We start from the raw sequence: 19,406 nt of genomic DNA on the forward strand, positions 1-19,406 counted from the left end.
AGGGCCCTCAGCAAGTCCTATCGTTGCAGGTCAAGGGCACTTTTCGTGTCTCTGATCAGTTCTTGGACAGCCCGCCTCGTGAAAGCGCGAGGCTAATGCTAGGTCTCACTATTGGCAGTCTGTCGGCTGAACCGGAAGCCTCTGAGGATTTGCCTGCGGCGTAGCTGTTTTGAAGGGTAGGGGGTGTCAGCTCGACGGGCAGGGCGGTGAGCTCATTCGCTAGTGGTGACGATGACTCACAACCCCGTAGGAGGCTGCCCGGTGAGTGCCTGGGCGATCTGCCAGGGCTGGCCGCCGCGGGACGCTTTGACGAGCACGACGTCGTCGGGGCGGAGGATGGAGTCGAGGTGGGCGGCGGCGATGTTGTCGCCGACCAGTGCGAAGCACCCCTGCCGCACCTGCCGCGAGGGCGAGCTGCTTGGCCATGTCCCCGCCCACCGCCATGACGAGGTCGACGCTGTTCTCGGCTGCCATGCGCCCGACCTCGCAGTGGGCTTCGACGGCAGCGTCGCCCAGTTCCAGCATTTCTCCGAGTGCGGCGATTCGCCGGCCGCCTGCGGCCTCGGTCGTGTCGCCGACTGCCTCGGTCATCAAGACTCTCCGTTGTCGATGAGGGGCGCGAAGGTGATGCTGAGGGAGTCGTCCGCCTCCTCTGGCTCCGCCTCCGCGAGGGCATAGCCTTCCTCGTGCCGCAGGCACAGAACGCGATTGCGCTCGTCGACGACGACGGCTCCCGTGACCACGAGAGGGCAGCGCTGGCCGTGGGTGCAGGCGCCGAGTTGTGAGTGGTCGCGGGCCGCGTCGTAGACCGGTGGCAGCGCGATCTTGTGGGAGGGGTGCTCATGGAGGCGGTGGGCGAGTTCCCGGATGATCTGGTCGGGGCGGACGGGCGGACGGCGGGCCTGCTGACGCTGCAGCGGCCGTGTCGGCCGCTAGCCGCCATGGAGCGCATCCTCAGCGGCCGGCCGAAGCGGCATCACAGCCACGTGGTTAATCAGCCATAGTCGTGAACAATTCAGGCCAGGACCAGGGCGCGGAGGGCCGACTGTCCGGTTCGCGCCCGAATAGCCCGAAAGTGCCTGGGTATTGTCCAGCGTTCTGGGCGCGAGCTTTGAGAGTGGCGGTCTGGCTGGCCCCTGCTTTCCGAAGCTCCGTCAACAGGTCGGAGATCGCCTCTGGGCGTGAGAGATCGATGAGGTCGACCTGGGCGGCGGCGCGGAGCGCCAGAGCTGTGGCGTCCTGTTCATGCCCGGAATACCGAAGGTGGCGCACAAGGGCGACGACCGTGTGGGGATCGGTGAGTTCGGTCATGTCGGTGACGGCGCGCTGCGCCAGCATGGTGATGGCCTGCTGGTACGGGGTGTTCCACAGCGCGTACAGCATATTGCTGACCACAAGCGGGTCGGCGAGGTCGGCTTGGGTGGCGGCGCGCTGAGCCAGTGCCATGCCGATGTGCCCGTCCCCGGTCTTCCCCAGGACCTTCAGCAGGGTGGCTAGCCCGCTCAGGTCGGTGGTGTCGGCTTGGTCGGCGGCACGCTGCGCCAGCGCTATGGCAGCCTGCTCGTCCTCGGTCTCCCGCAGCAGATGCACCAGGGTGGCTGCACGGCCCGGATCAGTGAGGTCGGCGTGGGCGGCGGCCCGCTGTGCAACATCTTTGGCAGCCTGCTCGTCGCCGGCCACCCAAAGTACGAACGCCTGGGCGAGCGCGGCGTCCGGGTCGGCGAGGTCGGCGCAGGGGGCATGGGCGGCGGCACGCTGCGCCAGCGACGTGGCAGCCTCCTCCTCACCGGCGTCATGCAGGATCTTCAGCAGGGCGGCCACCCTGTCTGGGTCGGTGAGGTCGGTGAGGTCGGTGAGGTCGGCGTGGGCGGCGATGCGCTGCACCAGGGCCGCAGCTATGTGCCCGTCCCCGGTCTCGCGCAACTGCTCCAGCAGCGCGACCGACACCTCCGGGTGAGCAGGGTCGGTGTGGGTGGCGACGCGCTGCGCGAGCGTCATGGCGGCATGCTCGTCGCCGGCTTCCCTCAGCGCTTCCAGCAGGTCAGTTACCCCGTCGACGTCGGTGAGGTCAGCACGGTTGGCCGGGTTGCGCTTCAGCAGCATCCTCGTCGTCTCCCGGTCCCCCGTCTCCCGCAGGACGTCCAGGAAGGCGGCCACCCCGCCCGGGTCGGCGAGGTCGGCGAGGTCGGCGGCGCGTTGCGCCAGGGCCCTGGCAGCTTGCTCATCCTCGGCCTTCCGCAGCTCTTCGAACAATGCGACTACCGCGAACAGGTTGGTGACGTCGGCGTGTGCAGCCGGATTGCGCTTCAGCAGTGCCGGGACGAATCTGGTCAGTTCCCGTCGCCGTTGCTGCAAAAGTATTTCGGCCACCGCGTATGTGTTGGTGAGTTCAACATGGGTGGCGGTGAATTCGAGGGCGGCGAGCTCGCGATCGAGCATCCAGGAGATCTGGACAAGGCCGATCGTGGGATGGCCTGCGGCGACGGCCTTGGTCCAAAGACGCGCGGCCGTGGTGCGTAAATCACGATCCCAGGCAGCGCGGGCCAGGGCAGCCATGTCAGCGGGGTCCGCGGTCTGCTCGATCAGTGTGTGCCAGAGGGCGGGCGTGCCCAACTGGTCGGCGCGCAGGCGGCGGATGTGCTGGTCTAGGTAGTCGGCCGGCTCATAACGGGCAGGGGCTCCGGCATAGGGATAGACCGGGGTCAGAGCGGTAAGGGTGCGCCGGATATCGGTGCGGGTCCCATCCGCCCGCTGGCCTGAGGTCAGCGCTCGCAGATCGCGTTCTGCCCAGTCGGAGTCCGGGGAGCGGTCGCGGGCATGCAGGTCGCCGTCCGCGACCTGGGCCAGGAGACTCGCGGGCAGGGGTGCTCGATGCCCGAGGCGGCGAGCATCGAGCGCGGCAGTGATCAGTGCGTGTTCCCGAGCGGTGAAGAATCCGCCGGGCCCGGCGAGGTAGCCGGCCAGCAGTTGAGGGCCGCCGCTCAGGTGCTGCACCACCCGACCGTCACCCGCCCCTGCGCGAAGGGCCTGCATCAGGCGGGTATCACCGGTGCCGTCTGCCAGGCGACGCCACGCGTCCAGCTCACCAGCCCTCAGGCGCCCGGGCACCTCGATGCGCCTGGCGAACGCCGGGTGCTCCAACAGTGCCCTGGCCTGCGCGTGTTCAGAACGCTCGGGCGCAGTCAACTCGTTCCAGAATGGGTCGGCCCACAGCGTGCCGACCACTGCGATCCCGCTCGTGCGCTCCATCAACTGCCGTAGCCGCGCGGCAGCCTTTTCCCCGTCGTCGCCGTACAGGAAGCGCTGGGCTTCATTCAGCCACAACACATGCCCCGGTCCGATACGCCCGGCCCCGAGCAGACCGAGCAGGCTCTCGGCGTCAACCGGACGTAGCAGCACCTTGTCCGGGGCCGTCTCCTGTAGCGCCTGGTACAGGGCGCGGGTCTTCCCGGTCGAGGACTCACCGGTCAAGATGACCAGCCGCGAAGCCCCGCCGGCGAACACCGTGGACAGCTCCGCGCGCAACGCGATGTCGTGCTCGCGGGGCAGGTAAGCAGTCAGCTCCGCTCCCGGACCTGCTGCCTGCCCGGCCGGGACCGCCGTGTGGACCTCCAGGACCGCGGGCGCAACGGTGCCGACCGTCTCCATCGGCGGATCCCGCTCACTCGCCGAGGCGGCTTCCAGCAGCAGACGTTTGACCGTGGTGTAGCTACGGTGCTGTCGCGAGGTGGGGCGAACGATCGTGAAATGATCACCTGGCAGTGCTGCCGCCTGAGGGAACAACGCCTGCGCCGAGGCTCGGGTGACGATCCCGTCCCGCTCGCCGGCGTACACCGAGAACGGGATGCGGCACGTCCGCTCGCTCGGCACCACCGGGGCGTTGACCACATCACGCATGACCACGGTCAGCGTGTCGGCCACCAGTTCGTCGTACGGGCGCAGCACCCGCTCCTGCGGGTTACCCCGCACCAGCATCCGCCGGGCCGTGAACAGCAGTTGCGAGCCGGTGTTCGGCGTGGCCAGCAGCACCACCTGCCGAATCCGCGCCAACTCCCGGCCCCGGCCTTCGCCGAGCATCCGCACCAGGCAGCGCTGAATCACCAGGCCACCCTGACTGTGTCCTACCAGCACCAGGCGCTCGAACCCGCCCGCCTCAGTGACGAGATACTCCTTCAAACTGTCGGCCGCTGTGGTGACCGACGGGATCACCTGCAACGGACGCCATGGTGCCCGCCACACCCCCGTCGCGTACCCGAACAGGGGCCGTACCTCGCCCACCACCCCCGCCAGCTCCTCATCGCCCGCCATCAGCCCGACGAACTCGTCCCACACAGATGGAGACGAGTTGACCCCGTGTACGAAAACCACACCCAGCATCCTTGCCCGCCCCTCCCCGCAAGGCTGCGGCCAAACCTGAACCGACAGTGAAGCGAAATCCCTGAGAATCACTCCTTCCCACCCGGACCCACGAGGACACCCCGCCCGATCTGCGGATCACGCGATGGTTCCGTGGCATCCATCCCCAGGACTGCGCGAACCCACTCGCTTCCACGGTCAAGGCCCGGCAGGCGCAAGTCCCACGGTCGGGCGACGAGCGGTGGAGTCGGCTGCTGGGGCGCAAGAGGACTTTCTGATGCGTGCTAGGGCAGAGTCTGTTTCCCGGGTAGCAGCTGCCTACACCAATGACCTCCGCACCGCTTCTACCAGCGAAACCGCACGAGTATCGTCGGCACCCCCAATGATGTTGTTCATCACGTAGCCGAAGGCAACGCCGTGCTCGCGATCGGCGAAGCCGAGCGAGCCGCCTCGTCCGGTGTGGCCAAAAGAGAGTGGCCCTGTCATTGGGTTGGTTTCGGTGTTCACCATTTACCGCCCACCCGGAACCCACCCTGCGGCCGTCGGCGACGGCGCGGCGCCCGTGCCGATGTCGACGGGACCACTGGGCCCCGGCAACCTGCTGACGCACGGTCACCGACCGGCCGGTGCCTCCAGCCACGCCGATCGCGACGGCCATGGCTCGCCGCTACTCCCGGGCGAGTGCCGTTCGTCCTCGGATCCGCATCGCCGCGGTGGCCAGACCGCACAGACCTGAAATGACTTCGATCACTTCGCCGGGGTTCACAGATTGCAGCAACGCAGGACCACCGGCCTTCACTCGATCAAGAACAGTGTCCCGTCTACATCCACGCACACGACAGTTTCGAGGTCTCCCGGAACAGTTGACCTGCAGCCATGCGGCGGGAGCAGTGGCTACAGCCAGCACCAGTTCGTAGCAGCAGCCGTAGGCGATGCCTGCAACCCGCGCTTCGGTCACCGCCGATGGACCGCTGGCGCTGGGTCGGTGTGGAGCACTCTGCTTGTCAAGCACTCTCAGTAGACCTACTCGGATCACCACCACGTCTGCGGGGGTGATCCGTCTCGCCACGGTCGGCACCACGACCACCGTGGGGCGCCCCCGCCGACACAGGGGTCCGTGGGCGCCTGCCTCCGCCGAGTACTTGCGCGACGCGTCCTCACCGACGCGGTTCCGACGCGAGCACCCACCGGCGTCACCGGATATCAGAAATTCCCGGCCCGACCAAGTTGCCCTTTCTCCGGATTCTCATCCTGTCGCAGCCGAACCGAAGGCAGGAGCACAGCCATGTCGCAGCCTAATCACATAGTCGAGACCGCTTTCCTAAACCTCCCGAAGGCCGCTGAGTATCTCGGCATCTCTCCAAACACCCTTTATGTCTGGCGTCATCGCCGCCAAGGCCCGCCGAGCTTTCGGATGGGGCGCCGCGTGATGTACCGCATCGCCGCTCTCGACGCGTGGGTGCAAGCCCAGGAACAGGCCGACTCCCGGTCCAACTCTGCTCTCAACCCTCTTGCGCAGAAGCCTCAACGCCGCGCCAAGCCCCGCGAGTAGCCGCCTTTCGAAAAGACCAGGAAAAGAGCATCCGCGACCGGGATAAGCACCGGATGCGAAGTGCGTTGCCACCGACCACTACGCAACGCACGCAAGCATGGAGAACCATACTGAATGGCCGGTTACATAGAAGACCGCTGGCTCAAGAAGCGGCCCAACAAGAAGACCGGAAAACGCGAGCGCACCGCCCTGTACGGCAAGGGAAAGCGCTACCGGGTCAAGGGAATTCCCGGCGTCCAGGACCGCTCCTTCGACACGAGCGAGGACGCCAAGCAGTGGCTCGCCACCGCCCAGACCGACTCCAGCCGTGGCGATTTCGTCGACGCACGCAGGGGCGAGATCCCGCTCACCGAGTACATCGTGGATCACTGGTGGCCAGGCCGAGCCGACGAGCCCTCAACCGCAGGGCCCCTGGGCAGCCGTATCTGGAACCACATCATCCCGCTGGTGGGCGACCTCCCTCTGCGTGCTATCGACGCAGCGGTCCTGCGCTCTTTCAAAGCCTCGCTGCTCTCCCGTGTCGAGGAGACAACGGCGGAGGTGATCTGGGGGCATCTGTCGTCGATCCTCAGCAGCGCGGTGGACGACCAGCGCCTGGTGCGCAACCCCATGAAGGCCAACAACAGCGTCAAACCCCCGCGCCCCACCGAGAAGAAGGCCAAGGCCTGGGCTCGTGAGGTTGTCGACGCCGTTCGGGCGGGCCTCCAGGAGCGCTACCGGTTCGCTGTCGATCTGGGCATCGGGCTGGGGCTCCGTCAAGGGGAGGCCTTCGGTCTCGCCCAGGAGGACTTCGACTTCAACGCGAGTGTCGTCTACGTGCGACGCCAGCTGAAGTGGGACATCAAGGGACGTCCCTACTTTTCGCTCCCCAAGGGGCGTAAGACCCGCGACGTACCTCTTCCGCCCAACCTCGCCATGCGGGCACGCGAGCACTTTCGGCGCTTTCCTTCGACGCCCTGCACACTGCCCTGGCGCAACCCCGAGCCACCGGCCACCGCCCTGGAGGAGCGTCAGCGGAAGCCGATCACGGTGAATCTGGTCCTCACCACCTCGCACGGCAACCGGATCTACTACCGCACTTGGAACGACCGCAGTTGGAAGCCTGCCCTCGCCACCGCCGGCATTATCAAGCCTGTCGGGGAAAAGGTGCGGCGCGACGGAGGCCGCATACGTCGCGTCCCTATCTACGCCGCCCCGCGAGAGGACATGTTCCACGTCCTTCGGCACACCTACGCGAGCGTACAGCTGGAAGCCGGCGAGTCGATCGTCAGCCTGTCGAAGTGGCTCGGGCACTCGACCTCGAAGGTCACCCTCGACCACTACGCTCACTTCATGCCCGGCGCAGGTCAGCGCGGTCTCGTCGCCATGGACTCCTGGCTGGAGGACCACTCCCAGCCGAAAGTCCCTGAGAAGTCCCTACTCGCTGAGTGGGTCAAGAATATTCCCACGAACTTGCAGGTCAAGGGACCAGTCGAACAGGGCGCCCCCTTGTCGGTCAAGTACAAGGAGACGGCGCGGGGCGGCCTTGCCGTGAACGTCATCGAGTGCTGAGAGCGCGGCCGCCGCAGGAAGTCGAACCAGGAGCTGAGGCCATGGGACGTGTCACCGAACGCCGACGCGTACTCCGCATCCGCAGCGGAGCGACACATACCCGCCCCGACACCCTGGTCGCCGAGGAACCCCTGGAGATCCGCCTCAACGGCAGACCCCTCGCGATCACCATGCGCACTCCCGGCGACGACTTCGCCCTGGCCGCGGGCTTCCTGGTGAGCGAGGGAGTCCTGGGGCGGGCCGACGAGGTCGCGAACATCGTCTACTGCGCGGGCGCCACCGCCGACGGCTCGAACACGTACAACGTCGTCGACGTACAACTCGCCCCCGGCGTGCCCGTCCCCGACATCACGCTCGAGCGGAACGTCTACACCACGTCCTCCTGCGGACTGTGCGGCAAGGCGAGCCTGGACGCCGTACGGACCACCGCGCGCTGGCCGATCGCCGACACACCCCCGGTCCGTGTCACCCCCGCCCTGCTGTCCACCCTGCCCGATCAACTCCGCGCCGCCCAGCGGGTGTTCGACCGGACCGGCGGCCTGCACGCCGCCGCGCTGTTCTCGCCCGAGGGCGAACTGCTGGACCTGCGCGAGGACGTCGGCCGGCACAACGCCGTCGACAAACTGATCGGCCGCGCGCTCCAGGCCGGCCAACTACCGTTGTCCCGCGGCATCCTGCTGGTGTCCGGACGGGCCTCCTTCGAGCTCGTACAGAAGGCGGTCATGGCAGGTGTCCCGCTGCTGGCGGCGGTCTCTGCACCGTCCTCCCTCGCCGTGGACCTGGCGGCGGAGACCGGGCTCACGCTCGTGGGCTTCCTGCGCGGTACCTCCATGAACGTGTACGCGGGCGAGCAGCGCATCGATCTCACCGCCGAGGCCGTGGCGTGACCCCGCGCGCCCCGCTGCACGGGGGCACCCTCCTCGTCCCGCCCCGGCAGCGACCGCCGGGTGCCCGCAGCCGCCCCCGCCGCGTCGCCATGCTCAGCGTGCACACCTCACCGCTGCACCAGCCGGGCACCGGCGACGCCGGCGGCATGAACGTCTACATCGTCGAGCTGGCCAAGCGCCTCGCCGCCCTCGGCATCGAGGTGGAGATCTTCACCCGCGCCACCTCCGCCGCCCTTCCGCCCAGCGTGGAACTCGCACCCGGCGTCCTGGTGCGGCACGTGGCCGCCGGACCCTACGAAGGCCTGGCCAAGGAGGACCTGCCCGCGCAGCTGTGCGCCTTCACCCACGGCGTGACCCGGGCCTGGGCCGGCCACCCCTTGGGCCACTACGACCTGGTCCACTCCCACTACTGGCTCTCCGGCCAGGTCGGCCGTCTCACCGCCGAGCGTTGGGGCGTCCCGCTCGTCCACGCCATGCACACCATGGCCAAGGTCAAGAACGCCGCCCTCGCCGAGGGGGACACCCCCGAACCCGCGCACCGCGTGCTCGGCGAGACCCAAGTCGCCCGCGCGGCCGACCGGCTGATAGCCAACACCGACAAGGAGGCGGAGGAACTCCGCCACCACTACGATGCCGACACCGACCGGGTGTCGGTGGTCCACCCCGGCGTCAACCTGGAACGTTTCCGACCCGACGCGTCCGGAGTCGAGGCCGGCCGGACCGCGGCCCGAGCCCGTCTCGGACTGCCGGCGCACGCTTTCATCCCCCTGTTCGCGGGCCGTATCCAGCCGCTGAAAGCGCCGGACGTCCTGCTGCGTGCGGTGGCCCGGCTGCTGGAGGAGCGGCCGCAGTTGCGGGAGCGGATCGTGGTGCCGGTCGTGGGCGGCCCGAGCGGCAGCGGTCTGGCCGGGCCGGAAGGTCTGCAGAAACTGGCGGCCTGCCTGGGCATCTCCGACGTCGTACTGTTCCGGCCGCCGGTGGACCAGGGCCGGCTCGCCGACTGGTACCGGGCGGCGTCCGTCCTGGTCATGCCCTCCTACAGCGAGTCCTTCGGCCTGGTCGCCGTCGAGGCACAGGCCTGCGGCACCCCGGTGATCGCCGCCGAGGTCGGCGGTCTGCCGGTTGCGGTACGGGACGGGGTGAGCGGCGTACTCGTACCGGGCCACGACCCGGTCGACTACGCGCGGGCACTGCGCCGTTTCGCCGACGCCCCGGTCCTCTCCGCCCGCATGGGCGAGGCCGCGGCCCACCACGCCCGCTCCTTCGGCTGGGACATGGCCGCGGCGGCGACGGCGGAGGTGTACACGGCGGCGATGCGCGCCTACCGCCTGGCCGGCTGAGGGTTCCTATGACGCGATCGACACGAACTGCACAGCTGTAGTGCGAAAACGTCGGTTAGTGTGCATTGCCGAGTGACGAAAAGGGGGCAGAGCGGGCGGAGGGTGAAGCAGTGTCGGACGAAGGGCGGCTCGTCGCAGGGCGCTACCGGCTGGTCGAGCGCATCGGCCGCGGCGGTATGGGCACCGTGTGGCGCGCCGAGGACGAGGAGCTCACCCGTCAGGTCGCGCTCAAACGGCTTCACACACCGCCGCACCTGTCCGACGCCGAGATCACCACGCTGTACGAGCGCGTCCGCCGCGAGGCACGCAGCGCCGCCCGGGTCGTGCACCCCAACGTGGTCGTCGTCCATGACGTCGTCGACGACGACGGGCAGCCGTGCATCGTCATGGAGTACGTCCCCGCCGGCACCCTCGCCGACGTCCTCGACGGCGGCCGGACGCTGCCGCCGGAAGAGGCGGCACGCATCGGCCTCGGTGTGATCTCCGCCGTACGCGCCGCGCACGCGGCCGACGTGCTGCACCGCGACATCAAGCCCGGAAACGTCCTGCTCGGTCCCGGCGGCCGGGTCGTCCTGACCGACTTCGGTATCGCGCAGACAGCCGGGTCCTCGACCCTCACCCAGACCGGGGAGATGATCGGCTCCATCGACTTCATGGCCCCCGAGCGGATCCGCGGCCACAAGCCCGGCCCGGCCTCGGACCTGTGGTCGCTGGGCGCGACGCTGTACCAGGCGGTGGAGGGTCGGCCGCCGTACCGCCGTGACACGCCCATGGAGACCGCGTACGCCATCGCCGTGGACCCGCTGGAGCCGATGCTCAAGGCCGGTCCGCTGGAACCGCTCATCGAGGCCCTGCTCTCGAAGGACCCCGAGGACCGGCCGACGGCGGAGCAGACGGAACGGGCGCTGCGGGCCGCCTGGTCCACCGGCCCGCCGACCGAGCGGTCCTCCGCCGTCCCGGTGGGCCCGGGGGACGACGACTCGACCGCGCAGCACACCTCCGCGGCGCCGCCGACACCAACGGCGCCGACGGGCAGGAGCGCACGGCGTCGCCGTCGGGGGCGTAGGGGTCGGATCCTCGTGCCGGTCCTGGCGGTCCTGGCCGTGGCCGCCACCGCCGTCACGCTGTACATGTCGTCGCACCGGGCCGACCGGGACGGAGCGGGCGCGGTGACCACGCCCACCGCGTCCGCGTCGCCCTCGCCCGTCCCCGACGGCTACCACCTGGTCCGCGCCGACCGGCTCGGCGTCTCCTTCCCCGTGCCGGACGGCTGGCAGCCGAAGAAGCAGTCGAGCGACGACGAGGTCACCTACACCGATCCGACCGGCCTGGCCGGCATCACCATCGGCATGGTGGATCCCGCGGGCTCCAACCCCGTCGGCCACTTCAAGGACATCGAGGCGAACACCAAGGCCAACTACTCCGTCTACCGCAGGCTGCGCATGCAGGAGACGACCTTCCGCGGCAAGCCGGCCGCGGTGTGGGAATTCACCTTCCACGGCCGGGCCCGTGTCTTCCGCGCCATCGACCTCGGCTACGGCGCCGCGGGCGGCCGGGAGTACGACATCTATCTGTCGGCCCCGGAGGCCGAGTGGAGCACCTACCGCCCGGTCTTCGACAACGTCAGGGACAGGTTCACCGAAGAGCGGTGAACCCTATGAGCCTGGGAACAGAGTCCGGGCGCGGCCGAGGTCCGGAGAGACGAAGACGGCGTCCGCGGTGACCAGGGCCACCGAGGGGTCCTGCTCCGTGCTGATCGAGCCGGCCACGCGGATCTTGCGGTCCTCGGTGCCCGTGACGCGGGCGTGGACCCGCAGCGGAGTCTGCAGCGGGACGGGCCGGTGGTAGCGCATCTCGAGCGAGACGGTCATGGCGGGGCTTTCGGCCGCGTAGCAGGCCCAGCCCATCAGCTCGTCAAGGAGCATGGCGCTCATGCCGCCGTGCACATATCCGGGCGGGCCTTCGTGCGCGATGCCGAGCATGCAGCGGCCGACGACACCGTCACCCTCGCGAGTCACCCGCATGGGCGGGGCGAGGGGGCTGCCGTGGCCGGTGACGGGACTGTACATCCGTACTCCGCCGGGGAACTCGTCCACGGCGGGGATCGGGGCCACGGTGGTGACGGCGGTCTCCACCAGGGTGCGCAGCTCGTGTCCGAGCGCCGCGATCGCTGCGCGTCGGCGCTCCAGTTCTTCGGTGTCGGGCATTGGGGTTTCGGCCGGTAGTGCAGTCATCGTTCTTCTCGGTCAGTCGCTGTTGCGGACGAAGACGGGCTTGAGGCGCTTCTCGGGCAGGGTGTCGGGGAGTTGCTCCCAGTCCAGGACATGGGAGACGACCCGTGCGGGGTCGACGGTGCCGGAGGCGGCGAGCGCGAGGGCGTCGGGGAGGTGGCCCCGGACGTTGTCGCGGGCGATGCGCAGCGTGACACCGGTGAGGTACATGTCGAGCAGCGGCAGCTCTCCGGGACGGAAGTGGTTGCCCGCCGACTCGCAAATACCCTACGGAGAAAGGCACTTGACGGCCTGAGCGAGCTGGTCGACGCGGCCGGTGGCCTCCACCGCGATGTCGAAGCCGTGCCGCACGGGTTCGAGTGTCTCGGCGGTACGGGCGCCGAAGCTCTCGGCGAGCGCCCGGTGTCCGGCGTCGGGATCGACGTACAACACGTCGGAGGCGCCGAGCGCACGGGCGATGTCGCAGACGTACAGACCGATGCTGCCGTGCGCGACGACCAGGACACGCGCGCCGGGCCTGTTCTCGAGGTGCGGGGCGACCAGCCGCCAGGACAGCGACCAGTTGTCGCCGGCGGAGGCCATGGCGACCGGATCGAGGCCGTCCGGGCCCTCCCAGCGCAGCAGTACGGCGGCCAGGTCGCGCTGGACGGTCCTGCGGCCCCCCCTCGGTCAGCGGACCGGACGGGACGGTGAGCCGGATCATCGGCATGACGAGGTCCTCTCTGACACTCAGGTCTATGACAGTCGTCATAAACGGTGGTCACGCTAGACTATGACGGGCGTTATAGCCAGCGGGGTTCGGAGAAGGAGTACGGCCGTGGCCAAATCCAGCGCACCGTCGCGCGAGCGCATCGTGGCCGGAGCGGCCGACCTGATCAGCAGGCGCGGCCTGAACGCCACCAGCATCCGGGAGCTCGCCAAACACGCCAAGGCGCCGCTCGGCTCGACGTACCACTACTTCCCGGAGGGCAAGGGACAGTTGGCCACCGAGGCGGTGCAGTACGCCGGGGGAGCGGTGGCCCGCATCCTGCGCAAGGAACTGGACGCGGGCCCGGCCGCCGGCCTGCGCGCCTTCCTCTCCCTGTGGCGCGGCATCGTGCTCGAGAGCGACTTCCGGGCCGGCTGCCCGGTGCTGGCCGTCTCCGTCGAGGAGCCACCGGCCGACGAGACGCCACCGTCCCTCACCGCCGCAGCCGAGGCCTTCGAGACCTGGGAGCAGCTCCTCGCCGAGGCCCTCCGCAAGCACGGCGCCGACAATGAGCAGGCCCCGGGTCTCGCGGCCCTCATCGTGGCCTCGGTCGAGGGCGCCATCGCCATGTGCCGCGCCAAGCGGAGCATGCAGCCGCTGGACCAGGTGGCGCAGCAGCTCGAGAGGCTGATCGCGGGCGCGCTCGACGGTTGAGCAGTCGAGCACCGGCGCCGATGTGCGCGTGACTGGACGAGGTACGGGATCGGACCGTCGCTCTGTACGCGCGACGGGGAGCGGGTTCCGGTCGGCAGGGTGATCTGCCGGAGGTTCTGACCGAGACTCAAGTGCGCGAGGTCGAGGAGCAGTTCGGCGTCCTGCTCCCCGACGACTATCGCCGGTATCTGCTTCACGACAGCGCCGGCGGCCGGGTGCGCACGGGGCGCAGGCACGGACACGCCCATCTGGTACCGCTGGTTCGACTCGTCAAGGCTGACGGGGACGCCTGTGGGGCTCAGGCTCCGACTGCGGCGCGGATCGCCCTGGCCTTCTCCCCGGTGAACACCCCGCTCTCCAGGAGCGAAAGGACGGAGAGGACCCTGCCGCCGGAGCCCCAGCTGCCCTCGTCGATGACCCGGAAGTTGACCCACCAGGTCGGCGACGGCACCGGCAGCCCGCAGGCTTCGGCCAGTGCGGTGAGGATGCGCTCGATGACCTCCGCCCTGACCTCCCGGCGCCAGTCGCCGTTCATGACGGCCACGTCGATGACCATCACGTCGAGTTCCTGACCGGCATCTGCCAGCAGTCGGCCGCCGATCGCCATCATGTCCGGCGCGCGTTCCACGAAGTGCACCGGTGTCGGGGCAGGCACTGCAGCGGATCTTCGCCCTGGTGCTGCTGGGTGTGGCCGGTTTCATGCTGATCGGCTCCGCCGTGTGACGGCGGCCGACGCGTGCGACCCCCTCACGCCAGTGACAGGAACAGCTTCTCCAGGCGGGCGCGCATCTGATCGACGTCCTCGCCGTTCCTGCGACCGGACTCGACATCGGTCAGGCACTGCTGCAGACCGGTGGCGATGATGGCGAAACCCGCCCGGTCCATTGCGCGGGAGGCCGCGGCGAGCTGGGTGATGACGTCCTCGCAGTCGCGCCCCTCCTCGATCATCCGGATCACACCGGCGATCTGGCCCTGAGCGCGACGCAGCCGGTTCAGCACTGTCTTGAGTTCCGCACCCGCGAGCTCCATGTCCACGACGACTCCTCCGTCAACGTATACCCCTAGGGGTACTGTACGTCCCGGTTCGGGACGGCGTCGAACACCAACGAATTTCAGAGCTCGACAAAGGATCACAACTGCCGTGACCGCTTCCCCCGTTCCCTCCGCCCTCGCCACCGACCAGGTCCATCGCCTGCTGCACCGGCTGACGGTCATCGATGTGCGCACCCCCGGCGAGTACGCCTCCGGCCATCTGCCCGGTGCGCTCAATCTTCCCCTGGATCAGCTCCGCCGCGCCCTGCCCGACATCCGGCAGGCCGCCGAACGCGGCGACGTCCTCGTCGTGTGCGCCTCCGGGGTCCGTTCGCGGAACGCCTGCGCGCTCCTTGCCGGGCAGGGCATCCCCACGGCGACACTGACCGGCGGCACCTCCGCCTGGGCCGCCGCAGGACACGACCTCCACCGGCCGACTCCCCGGGCACGGGCAACCTGGGGCATGGAGCGCCAGGTGCGTTTCACCGCGGGCACGCTGGTGCTCCTGGGGCTCGTCCTCGGCCTCCTCGTGCACCCGGCCTTCCAACTCGTCTCGGCAGCGACAGCCGGCGGCTTGGTCTTCTCCGCGCTCACCGACACCTGCGGCATGGCGGCCCTGCTCGCCCGGCTCCCGCACAACCGGCCCCGCCCGGCCGACCTCGACGCCGCGCTGACGGCGCTCCGATCCCGTACGACGGCATCCTGGAGCTCCGGGTGGACGGCGAGAGCCACCTGGTGTCCGACAACGACGGCTCCGAAGGCCCCCGGGCCCGCCTCTGCCCCCAGCAGGTACTGGTCCAGAAACTGACCGCCGCATACCTCGACGACGGCGGCGATCTGCGCTTCGAGGCCGCCGACGTCTCCCTGCACGACCTGACCGGCGACCGCCCGACCGTCCGCTACCGCACCGCCGACGGCACCCTCCGCAGCATCACCTGCGCCTTCGTCGCCGGCTGCGACGGCGACCACGGCATCAGCCGCACCGCGGTCCCCGAGGGCGCCCTCACCGCGTACTCCCGTCTCCGCCCATGGGCGGCAAGGGCATGAACCTCGCCCTCTACGACGCCGACGTCTTCGCCCGCGCCGTCAGGGACTCCGTCCGCGACCACGACGACACTGCCCTGCGCAGCTACTCGCAGCGCTGCCTGCGCCGGGTCTGGAACGACCAGGAGTTCTCCCACTGGCTCACCCGCACCCTCCACGACGCCGGCGACGCCACCGACTCCGGCCCCTTCCACCGCAACCTCGCCCGCGCCCGCCTGGACCGCCTCCTCACCTCACCCAACGCGGCCCGCGCCTTCGCGGAACTGATGACGGGGCTGGACCTGGCCGAGTGACCGGAGAGCCCTGAAGGCCGATGGATATCGGATGGCATGAGCCGACCGCGAACTGACACGCTGCGTCCATGGATCACGCGGAGGTGCTGCTCATCGGAGGACGGGCCGGGGTCGGCAAGACGACGGTCGGGTGGGAGGTGTCGGCGCTGCTGCGGGCCGCGGCCGTCGCTCACGCGATCATCGACGGTGACTTCATGGGACAGGTGCACCCGGCCCCGGAAGGCGATCCGCATCGCGCGGCGATCACCGAGAGCAATCTGACCGCGGTGTGGGCGAACTTCGCCCGGCGCGGCTATCGCCGTCTGATCTACACGAACACGGCGAGTGTGCTCCCCGAGGCGGCGGGCATGTTCGAGCGCGCCATGAGACCGGAGGTACGGGCCGTACGGGTCCTGCTCACCGCCTCCGATGCCACCGCCCGAGAGCGGCTCGTACGGCGGGAAATCGGCTCGGAGCTGCAAAAGGAGCTCGAGGGCAGCGCCCGCAAGGCCCGGCTCCTGGACCGGCGGGCTCCCGCGGAGGCGGTGCGTGTGACGACGGACGGACGCACCGTCGGGGACATCGCGCGCGAGGTCGTCTCCCTCACCGGCTGGGCGGAGCAAGGGAGTTGACCCTCTCCACGGAGCACCGGCAACCGCCGAGTCGCGCCGTAGGGTGGCGCACATGAGCATCGACGGTGTTGCGCTGCGTCCGGTGACCGAGCCCGACCTGCCCGTCATGGAACGCTTCCTCATCGATCCGCAGACCGTTGTGCCGTTCCAGTGGTGGGGCTGGTCGGACACCGGGCGCTGGCGGCGCCAGTGGGCGGAGAACGGCCTGCTGGGCGACGACGGAGGGTATCTGATGGTGGTGCGCGGCGCGGAGCGGCTGGGGTTCGTCGCCTGGCGCCAGGTCAGGCCCACCCGGACCACCACCTACTGGAACATGGGCATCAACCTGCTCCCGGAGGCCCGCGGACAGGGCGTCGGAACCGAGGCGCAACGGCAGTTGGTCCACTACCTCTTCGCGCACACCACGGTCGTACGCATCGAGGCGGACACCGAAGCGGACAACATCGCCGAACAACGAGCCCTGGAAAAGGTCGGGTTCACCCGCGAGGGCGTCCTGCGCAGCATCGCCTTCCGCGACGGACAGTGGCGTGACGGAGTGCGCTACAGCATCCTGCGCGGCGAACCGGCCTGAGCACCGCCCGCAAAAACCCTGAGCATTCGGCTCAAAAAACAAAGGAAAGGAGGTCAGTCACTCCTTGCCACTCTCAACTTATAGCGCACTGGGGGGCTTGCGGCAAGGCCCCGGTCGTACCGCACAATCGCACGCCGAGGCCACAAGCTGCGGAAATGGGAGTTTCACGAAGTGCATGTTCTGTCTGGTGACGAGACCCCGCTGACCACCCGTGCGTTCGACCTTCCCGACCGACTCGCCCACAAGGCCGACCCGACCCTGATCGCCGGCGACGAGCGGCACTTCGCCGCGATCGCGGAGAGCCTCGAGCAGACGATCGCCGAACTGTCCGCCCGCCTCGAGACCGAGCTCAAGGGACCCGGCGGCCTCGGCCGGCAGGCGATGGACCGGGACATGGAGGTGCACCGGCTGACCGGCCGACTGCGCGCCCTGCGCCGCTTCGGCCTGGACCTGTGCCTCGGGCACATCGTCAGTGCGGACGACCCCGAGCCCGTCTACATCGGACGACTCGGACTGACCGACAGCACCGGCCGTCGCCTGCTGCTCGACTGGCGCTCTCCCGCGGCCGAGCCGTTCTTCGCGGCGACCCACGCCAACCCGATGGGCCTCGCCAGCCGCCGACGCTATCGCTGGACCCGCGGCCGGATCAGCGACTACTGGGACGAGGTGTTCACCGCCGACGGGCTGGAAGGGCGCGCCGCGCTCGACGACCAGTCCGCGTTCATCGCCAGCCTGGGCAGCAATCGTTCGGCCCGCATGCGGGACGTGCTCGCCACCATCCAGGCCGACCAGGACGCCATCATCCGGGCGGGATCCCGCGGCGCGCTCGTCGTCGACGGCGGCCCCGGCACCGGCAAGACCGTCGTCGCCCTGCACCGCTCCGCTCACCTCCTCTACTCCGACCCCCGCCTCGGTCACCGTCGGGGCGGCGTACTGTTCGTCGGCCCGCACCGGCCCTACCTGGACTATGTCGCCGACGTCCTGCCGAGCCTCGGCGAGGAGGGAGTGCAGACCTGCATCCTGCGGGACCTCGTCGACGAGGGAGCCGACGCGGGCGTCGAGACCGACCCCGAGGCGGCCCGGCTGAAGTCGTCCGCGCAGATGGTGAAGGCCATCGAGAAAGCCGTCCGGTTCTACGAGGAGCCGCCCACCGGGGCGATGACGGTCACCGTCGACTGGACCGACATCCGGCTGACCGCCGACGACTGGGCCGAGGCGTTCGACGCGCCGGAACCCGGCACCCCGCACAACGAGGCGCGTGAGCAGATCTGGGACAAGCTGGTCACGATCCTGGAGGACGGATACGACGGCGAGGGCCTCCCGCCGGAGCAGTTCCGCAGGGCGCTGCGGCAGGACAAGGAGCTCGTCGGGACCCTCAACCGGGCCTGGCCGCTGCTCGAAGCGGCCGACGTGGTCGGAGACCTGTGGTCGGTGCCGGCCTATCTGCGGATGTGCGCGCCCTGGCTGAGCCGCGAGGACGTCCGCAGGCTGCAGCGGGCGGATGCCCAGGCCTGGACGGTGTCCGACCTGCCGCTCCTGGACGCCGCCCGGCAGCGGCTCGGCGACCCGGAGACCGCCCTGCGCAAGCGCCGGCACGCGGCCGTCCTCGCCGCCCAGCGCGAGCGCATGGCGCAGGTCGTGGACAACCTCATCGACGCGGTGGCCGATTCCGGCGCCGACGGTGACGACGGCGAAGGCCTGGTGAGGATGTTGCGCGGCCAGGACGCCAAGGTCAGCCTGGTCGACGAGGCCGAACTGACCGTCGTCGAACCGGATCTGCTGGCCGGCCCCTTCGCGCACATCGTCGTGGACGAGGCCCAGGAACTCACCGACGCGGAGTGGCAGATGCTCCTGCTGCGCTGCCCGTCCCGCAGCTTCACCATCGTCGGTGACCGCGCCCAGGCCCGGCACGGGTTCACGGAGACATGGCAGGAACGGCTCGAACGGATCGGGCTCGACCGGGTCGACGTGGCCTCCCTCAGCATCAACTACCGCACACCGCAAGAGGTCATGACGGAAGCCGAGCCGGTCATCCGGGCCGTACTCCCGGACGCCAACGTGCCGACCTCGATCCGCAGCAGCGGCATCCCCGTCGTACACGGCGCTGTCTCGGAGCTGGACTCGATCCTGGACACCTGGCTGGCCGAGCATGCCGAGGGGATCGCCTGCGTCATCGGCGAACCCGCGTTCCCGGCCACATCCCGGGTCCGGTCGCTGACCCCGGAGCTGTCGAAGGGCCTCGAGTTCGACCTGGTCGTCCTCGTCGACCCGGAGGCGTTCGGCACGGGCATCGAAGGAGCGGTCGACCGCTATGTCGCCATGACCCGAGCGACGCAGCAACTCGCCGTCCTCACCAGCTGAAACCCTCGGCAGGCCGGCGGAGATCCCGTCGAAGTGCACGAAGCCCTGCTCGCTACCGGCACGGGCAGCGAGCGGGCCGTAGCGGCGAGGGGGACGCACTGGCCCCAGTCACCCTTGGCGTAGCAGTAGAAACCGGGGCAAAATCGGGCGGGAGGTGCAAGGCTCCCCGGCGCCC

At 69.5% G+C, this 19,406-nt stretch carries 17 protein-coding genes and 3 pseudogenes; 12 read left to right on the forward strand and 8 right to left on the reverse strand.

The features are described from left to right. Positions 1-236 precede the first annotated feature (236 nt). From ACWCRD_RS42815 to ACWCRD_RS42830, 4 genes and pseudogenes are all read right to left on the reverse strand, one after another. Positions 237-398 (reverse strand): hypothetical protein, encoded by a 162-nt coding sequence (locus ACWCRD_RS42815; RefSeq protein ID WP_450971086.1) that lies wholly within the window; start codon positions 396-398, stop codon positions 237-239. A gap of 192 nt (positions 399-590) precedes the next feature. Further along, positions 591-743: a hypothetical protein gene (locus tag ACWCRD_RS42820; RefSeq protein WP_450971087.1), complete on the reverse strand. Its 153-nt coding sequence runs from the start codon at positions 741-743 to the stop codon at positions 591-593. Positions 744-990: 247 nt separating this feature from the next. Then, entirely contained in the window at positions 991-4,377 is a 3,387-nt protein-coding gene (locus ACWCRD_RS42825) for an alpha/beta fold hydrolase (protein ID WP_450971088.1), read from the reverse strand. Between the two features lie 297 nt (positions 4,378-4,674). Next, a pseudogene (locus tag ACWCRD_RS42830) lies at positions 4,675-4,866 on the reverse strand (esterase); the annotation flags it as partial. 775 nt (positions 4,867-5,641) lie between these two features. Between ACWCRD_RS42830 and ACWCRD_RS42835 the strand changes: the two are divergent. The 5 genes from ACWCRD_RS42835 to ACWCRD_RS42855 all read left to right on the forward strand — a co-directional run bounded on the left by ACWCRD_RS42835 (position 5,642) and on the right by ACWCRD_RS42855 (position 11,338). Continuing rightward, the gene (locus ACWCRD_RS42835) at positions 5,642-5,908 is read left to right on the forward strand and encodes a helix-turn-helix transcriptional regulator (RefSeq protein ID WP_450971089.1); all 267 of its coding nucleotides are present in this window, start codon (positions 5,642-5,644) and stop codon (positions 5,906-5,908) included. A gap of 114 nt (positions 5,909-6,022) precedes the next feature. Continuing rightward, positions 6,023-7,459: a tyrosine-type recombinase/integrase gene (locus tag ACWCRD_RS42840; RefSeq protein WP_450971090.1), complete on the forward strand. Its 1,437-nt coding sequence runs from the start codon at positions 6,023-6,025 to the stop codon at positions 7,457-7,459. A gap of 41 nt (positions 7,460-7,500) precedes the next feature. Continuing rightward, positions 7,501-8,346 (forward strand): formate dehydrogenase accessory sulfurtransferase FdhD, encoded by an 846-nt coding sequence (fdhD, locus tag ACWCRD_RS42845; protein ID WP_450971091.1) that lies wholly within the window; start codon positions 7,501-7,503, stop codon positions 8,344-8,346. Continuing rightward, positions 8,343-9,686, forward strand: coding sequence for a D-inositol-3-phosphate glycosyltransferase (mshA, locus tag ACWCRD_RS42850; protein ID WP_450971092.1), 1,344 nt, complete (start codon positions 8,343-8,345; stop codon positions 9,684-9,686). Before fdhD ends, mshA begins: the two co-directional genes overlap by 4 nt. Before the next feature lie 110 nt (positions 9,687-9,796). Next, positions 9,797-11,338, forward strand: a complete 1,542-nt coding sequence (locus ACWCRD_RS42855; protein WP_450971093.1) for a serine/threonine-protein kinase — start codon at positions 9,797-9,799, stop codon at positions 11,336-11,338. 3 nt (positions 11,339-11,341) lie between these two features. Here ACWCRD_RS42855 and ACWCRD_RS42860 read toward each other — a convergent pair whose 3' ends face one another. Together ACWCRD_RS42860 and ACWCRD_RS42865 are read right to left on the reverse strand one after the other, a co-directional pair. Then, complete coding sequence (locus ACWCRD_RS42860) at positions 11,342-11,893, reverse strand: PaaI family thioesterase (RefSeq protein ID WP_450971094.1); 552 nt, start codon at positions 11,891-11,893, stop codon at positions 11,342-11,344. A 39-nt stretch (positions 11,894-11,932) separates the two neighbouring features. Beyond that, a pseudogene (locus ACWCRD_RS42865) lies at positions 11,933-12,523 on the reverse strand (zinc-binding dehydrogenase); the annotation flags it as partial. Between the two features lie 211 nt (positions 12,524-12,734). On the opposite strand from ACWCRD_RS42865, the gene ACWCRD_RS42870 reads away from it, so the two are divergent. Continuing rightward, positions 12,735-13,319, forward strand: a complete 585-nt coding sequence (locus ACWCRD_RS42870; RefSeq protein ID WP_450971095.1) for a TetR/AcrR family transcriptional regulator — start codon at positions 12,735-12,737, stop codon at positions 13,317-13,319. Between the two features lie 298 nt (positions 13,320-13,617). Here the strand turns inward: ACWCRD_RS42870 and ACWCRD_RS42875 are convergent, their stop codons facing one another. Next, entirely contained in the window at positions 13,618-13,974 is a 357-nt protein-coding gene (locus tag ACWCRD_RS42875; protein WP_450971096.1) for a tautomerase enzyme, read from the reverse strand. A gap of 92 nt (positions 13,975-14,066) precedes the next feature. Then, positions 14,067-14,354: a metal-sensitive transcriptional regulator gene (locus ACWCRD_RS42880; protein WP_450971097.1), complete on the reverse strand. Its 288-nt coding sequence runs from the start codon at positions 14,352-14,354 to the stop codon at positions 14,067-14,069. A gap of 106 nt (positions 14,355-14,460) precedes the next feature. Between ACWCRD_RS42880 and ACWCRD_RS42885 the strand changes: the two are divergent. From ACWCRD_RS42885 to helR, 6 genes and pseudogenes are all read left to right on the forward strand, one after another. Beyond that, positions 14,461-15,042: pseudogene (locus ACWCRD_RS42885) on the forward strand (rhodanese-like domain-containing protein); the annotation flags it as partial. A gap of 44 nt (positions 15,043-15,086) precedes the next feature. After that, positions 15,087-15,398 (forward strand): FAD-dependent monooxygenase, encoded by a 312-nt coding sequence (locus tag ACWCRD_RS42890; protein WP_450971098.1) that lies wholly within the window; start codon positions 15,087-15,089, stop codon positions 15,396-15,398. After that, a complete protein-coding gene (locus tag ACWCRD_RS42895; RefSeq protein WP_450971099.1) occupies positions 15,380-15,688 on the forward strand; it encodes a hypothetical protein in 309 nt (102 codons plus the stop codon). The genes ACWCRD_RS42890 and ACWCRD_RS42895 overlap by 19 nt, the downstream gene beginning before the upstream one ends. Before the next feature lie 68 nt (positions 15,689-15,756). Next, the gene (locus ACWCRD_RS42900; protein WP_450971100.1) at positions 15,757-16,299 is read left to right on the forward strand and encodes a hypothetical protein; all 543 of its coding nucleotides are present in this window, start codon (positions 15,757-15,759) and stop codon (positions 16,297-16,299) included. A 52-nt stretch (positions 16,300-16,351) separates the two neighbouring features. Then, on the forward strand, positions 16,352-16,870 hold the full coding sequence (locus ACWCRD_RS42905; RefSeq protein ID WP_450971101.1) for a GNAT family N-acetyltransferase: 519 nt from the start codon (positions 16,352-16,354) through the stop codon (positions 16,868-16,870). A 171-nt stretch (positions 16,871-17,041) separates the two neighbouring features. Beyond that, on the forward strand, positions 17,042-19,231 hold the full coding sequence (helR, locus tag ACWCRD_RS42910; RefSeq protein WP_450971102.1) for an RNA polymerase recycling motor ATPase HelR: 2,190 nt from the start codon (positions 17,042-17,044) through the stop codon (positions 19,229-19,231). The last annotated feature ends 175 nt before the right edge of the window (positions 19,232-19,406 follow it).

The organism is Streptomyces sp. NPDC002092 (assembly GCF_053593775.1).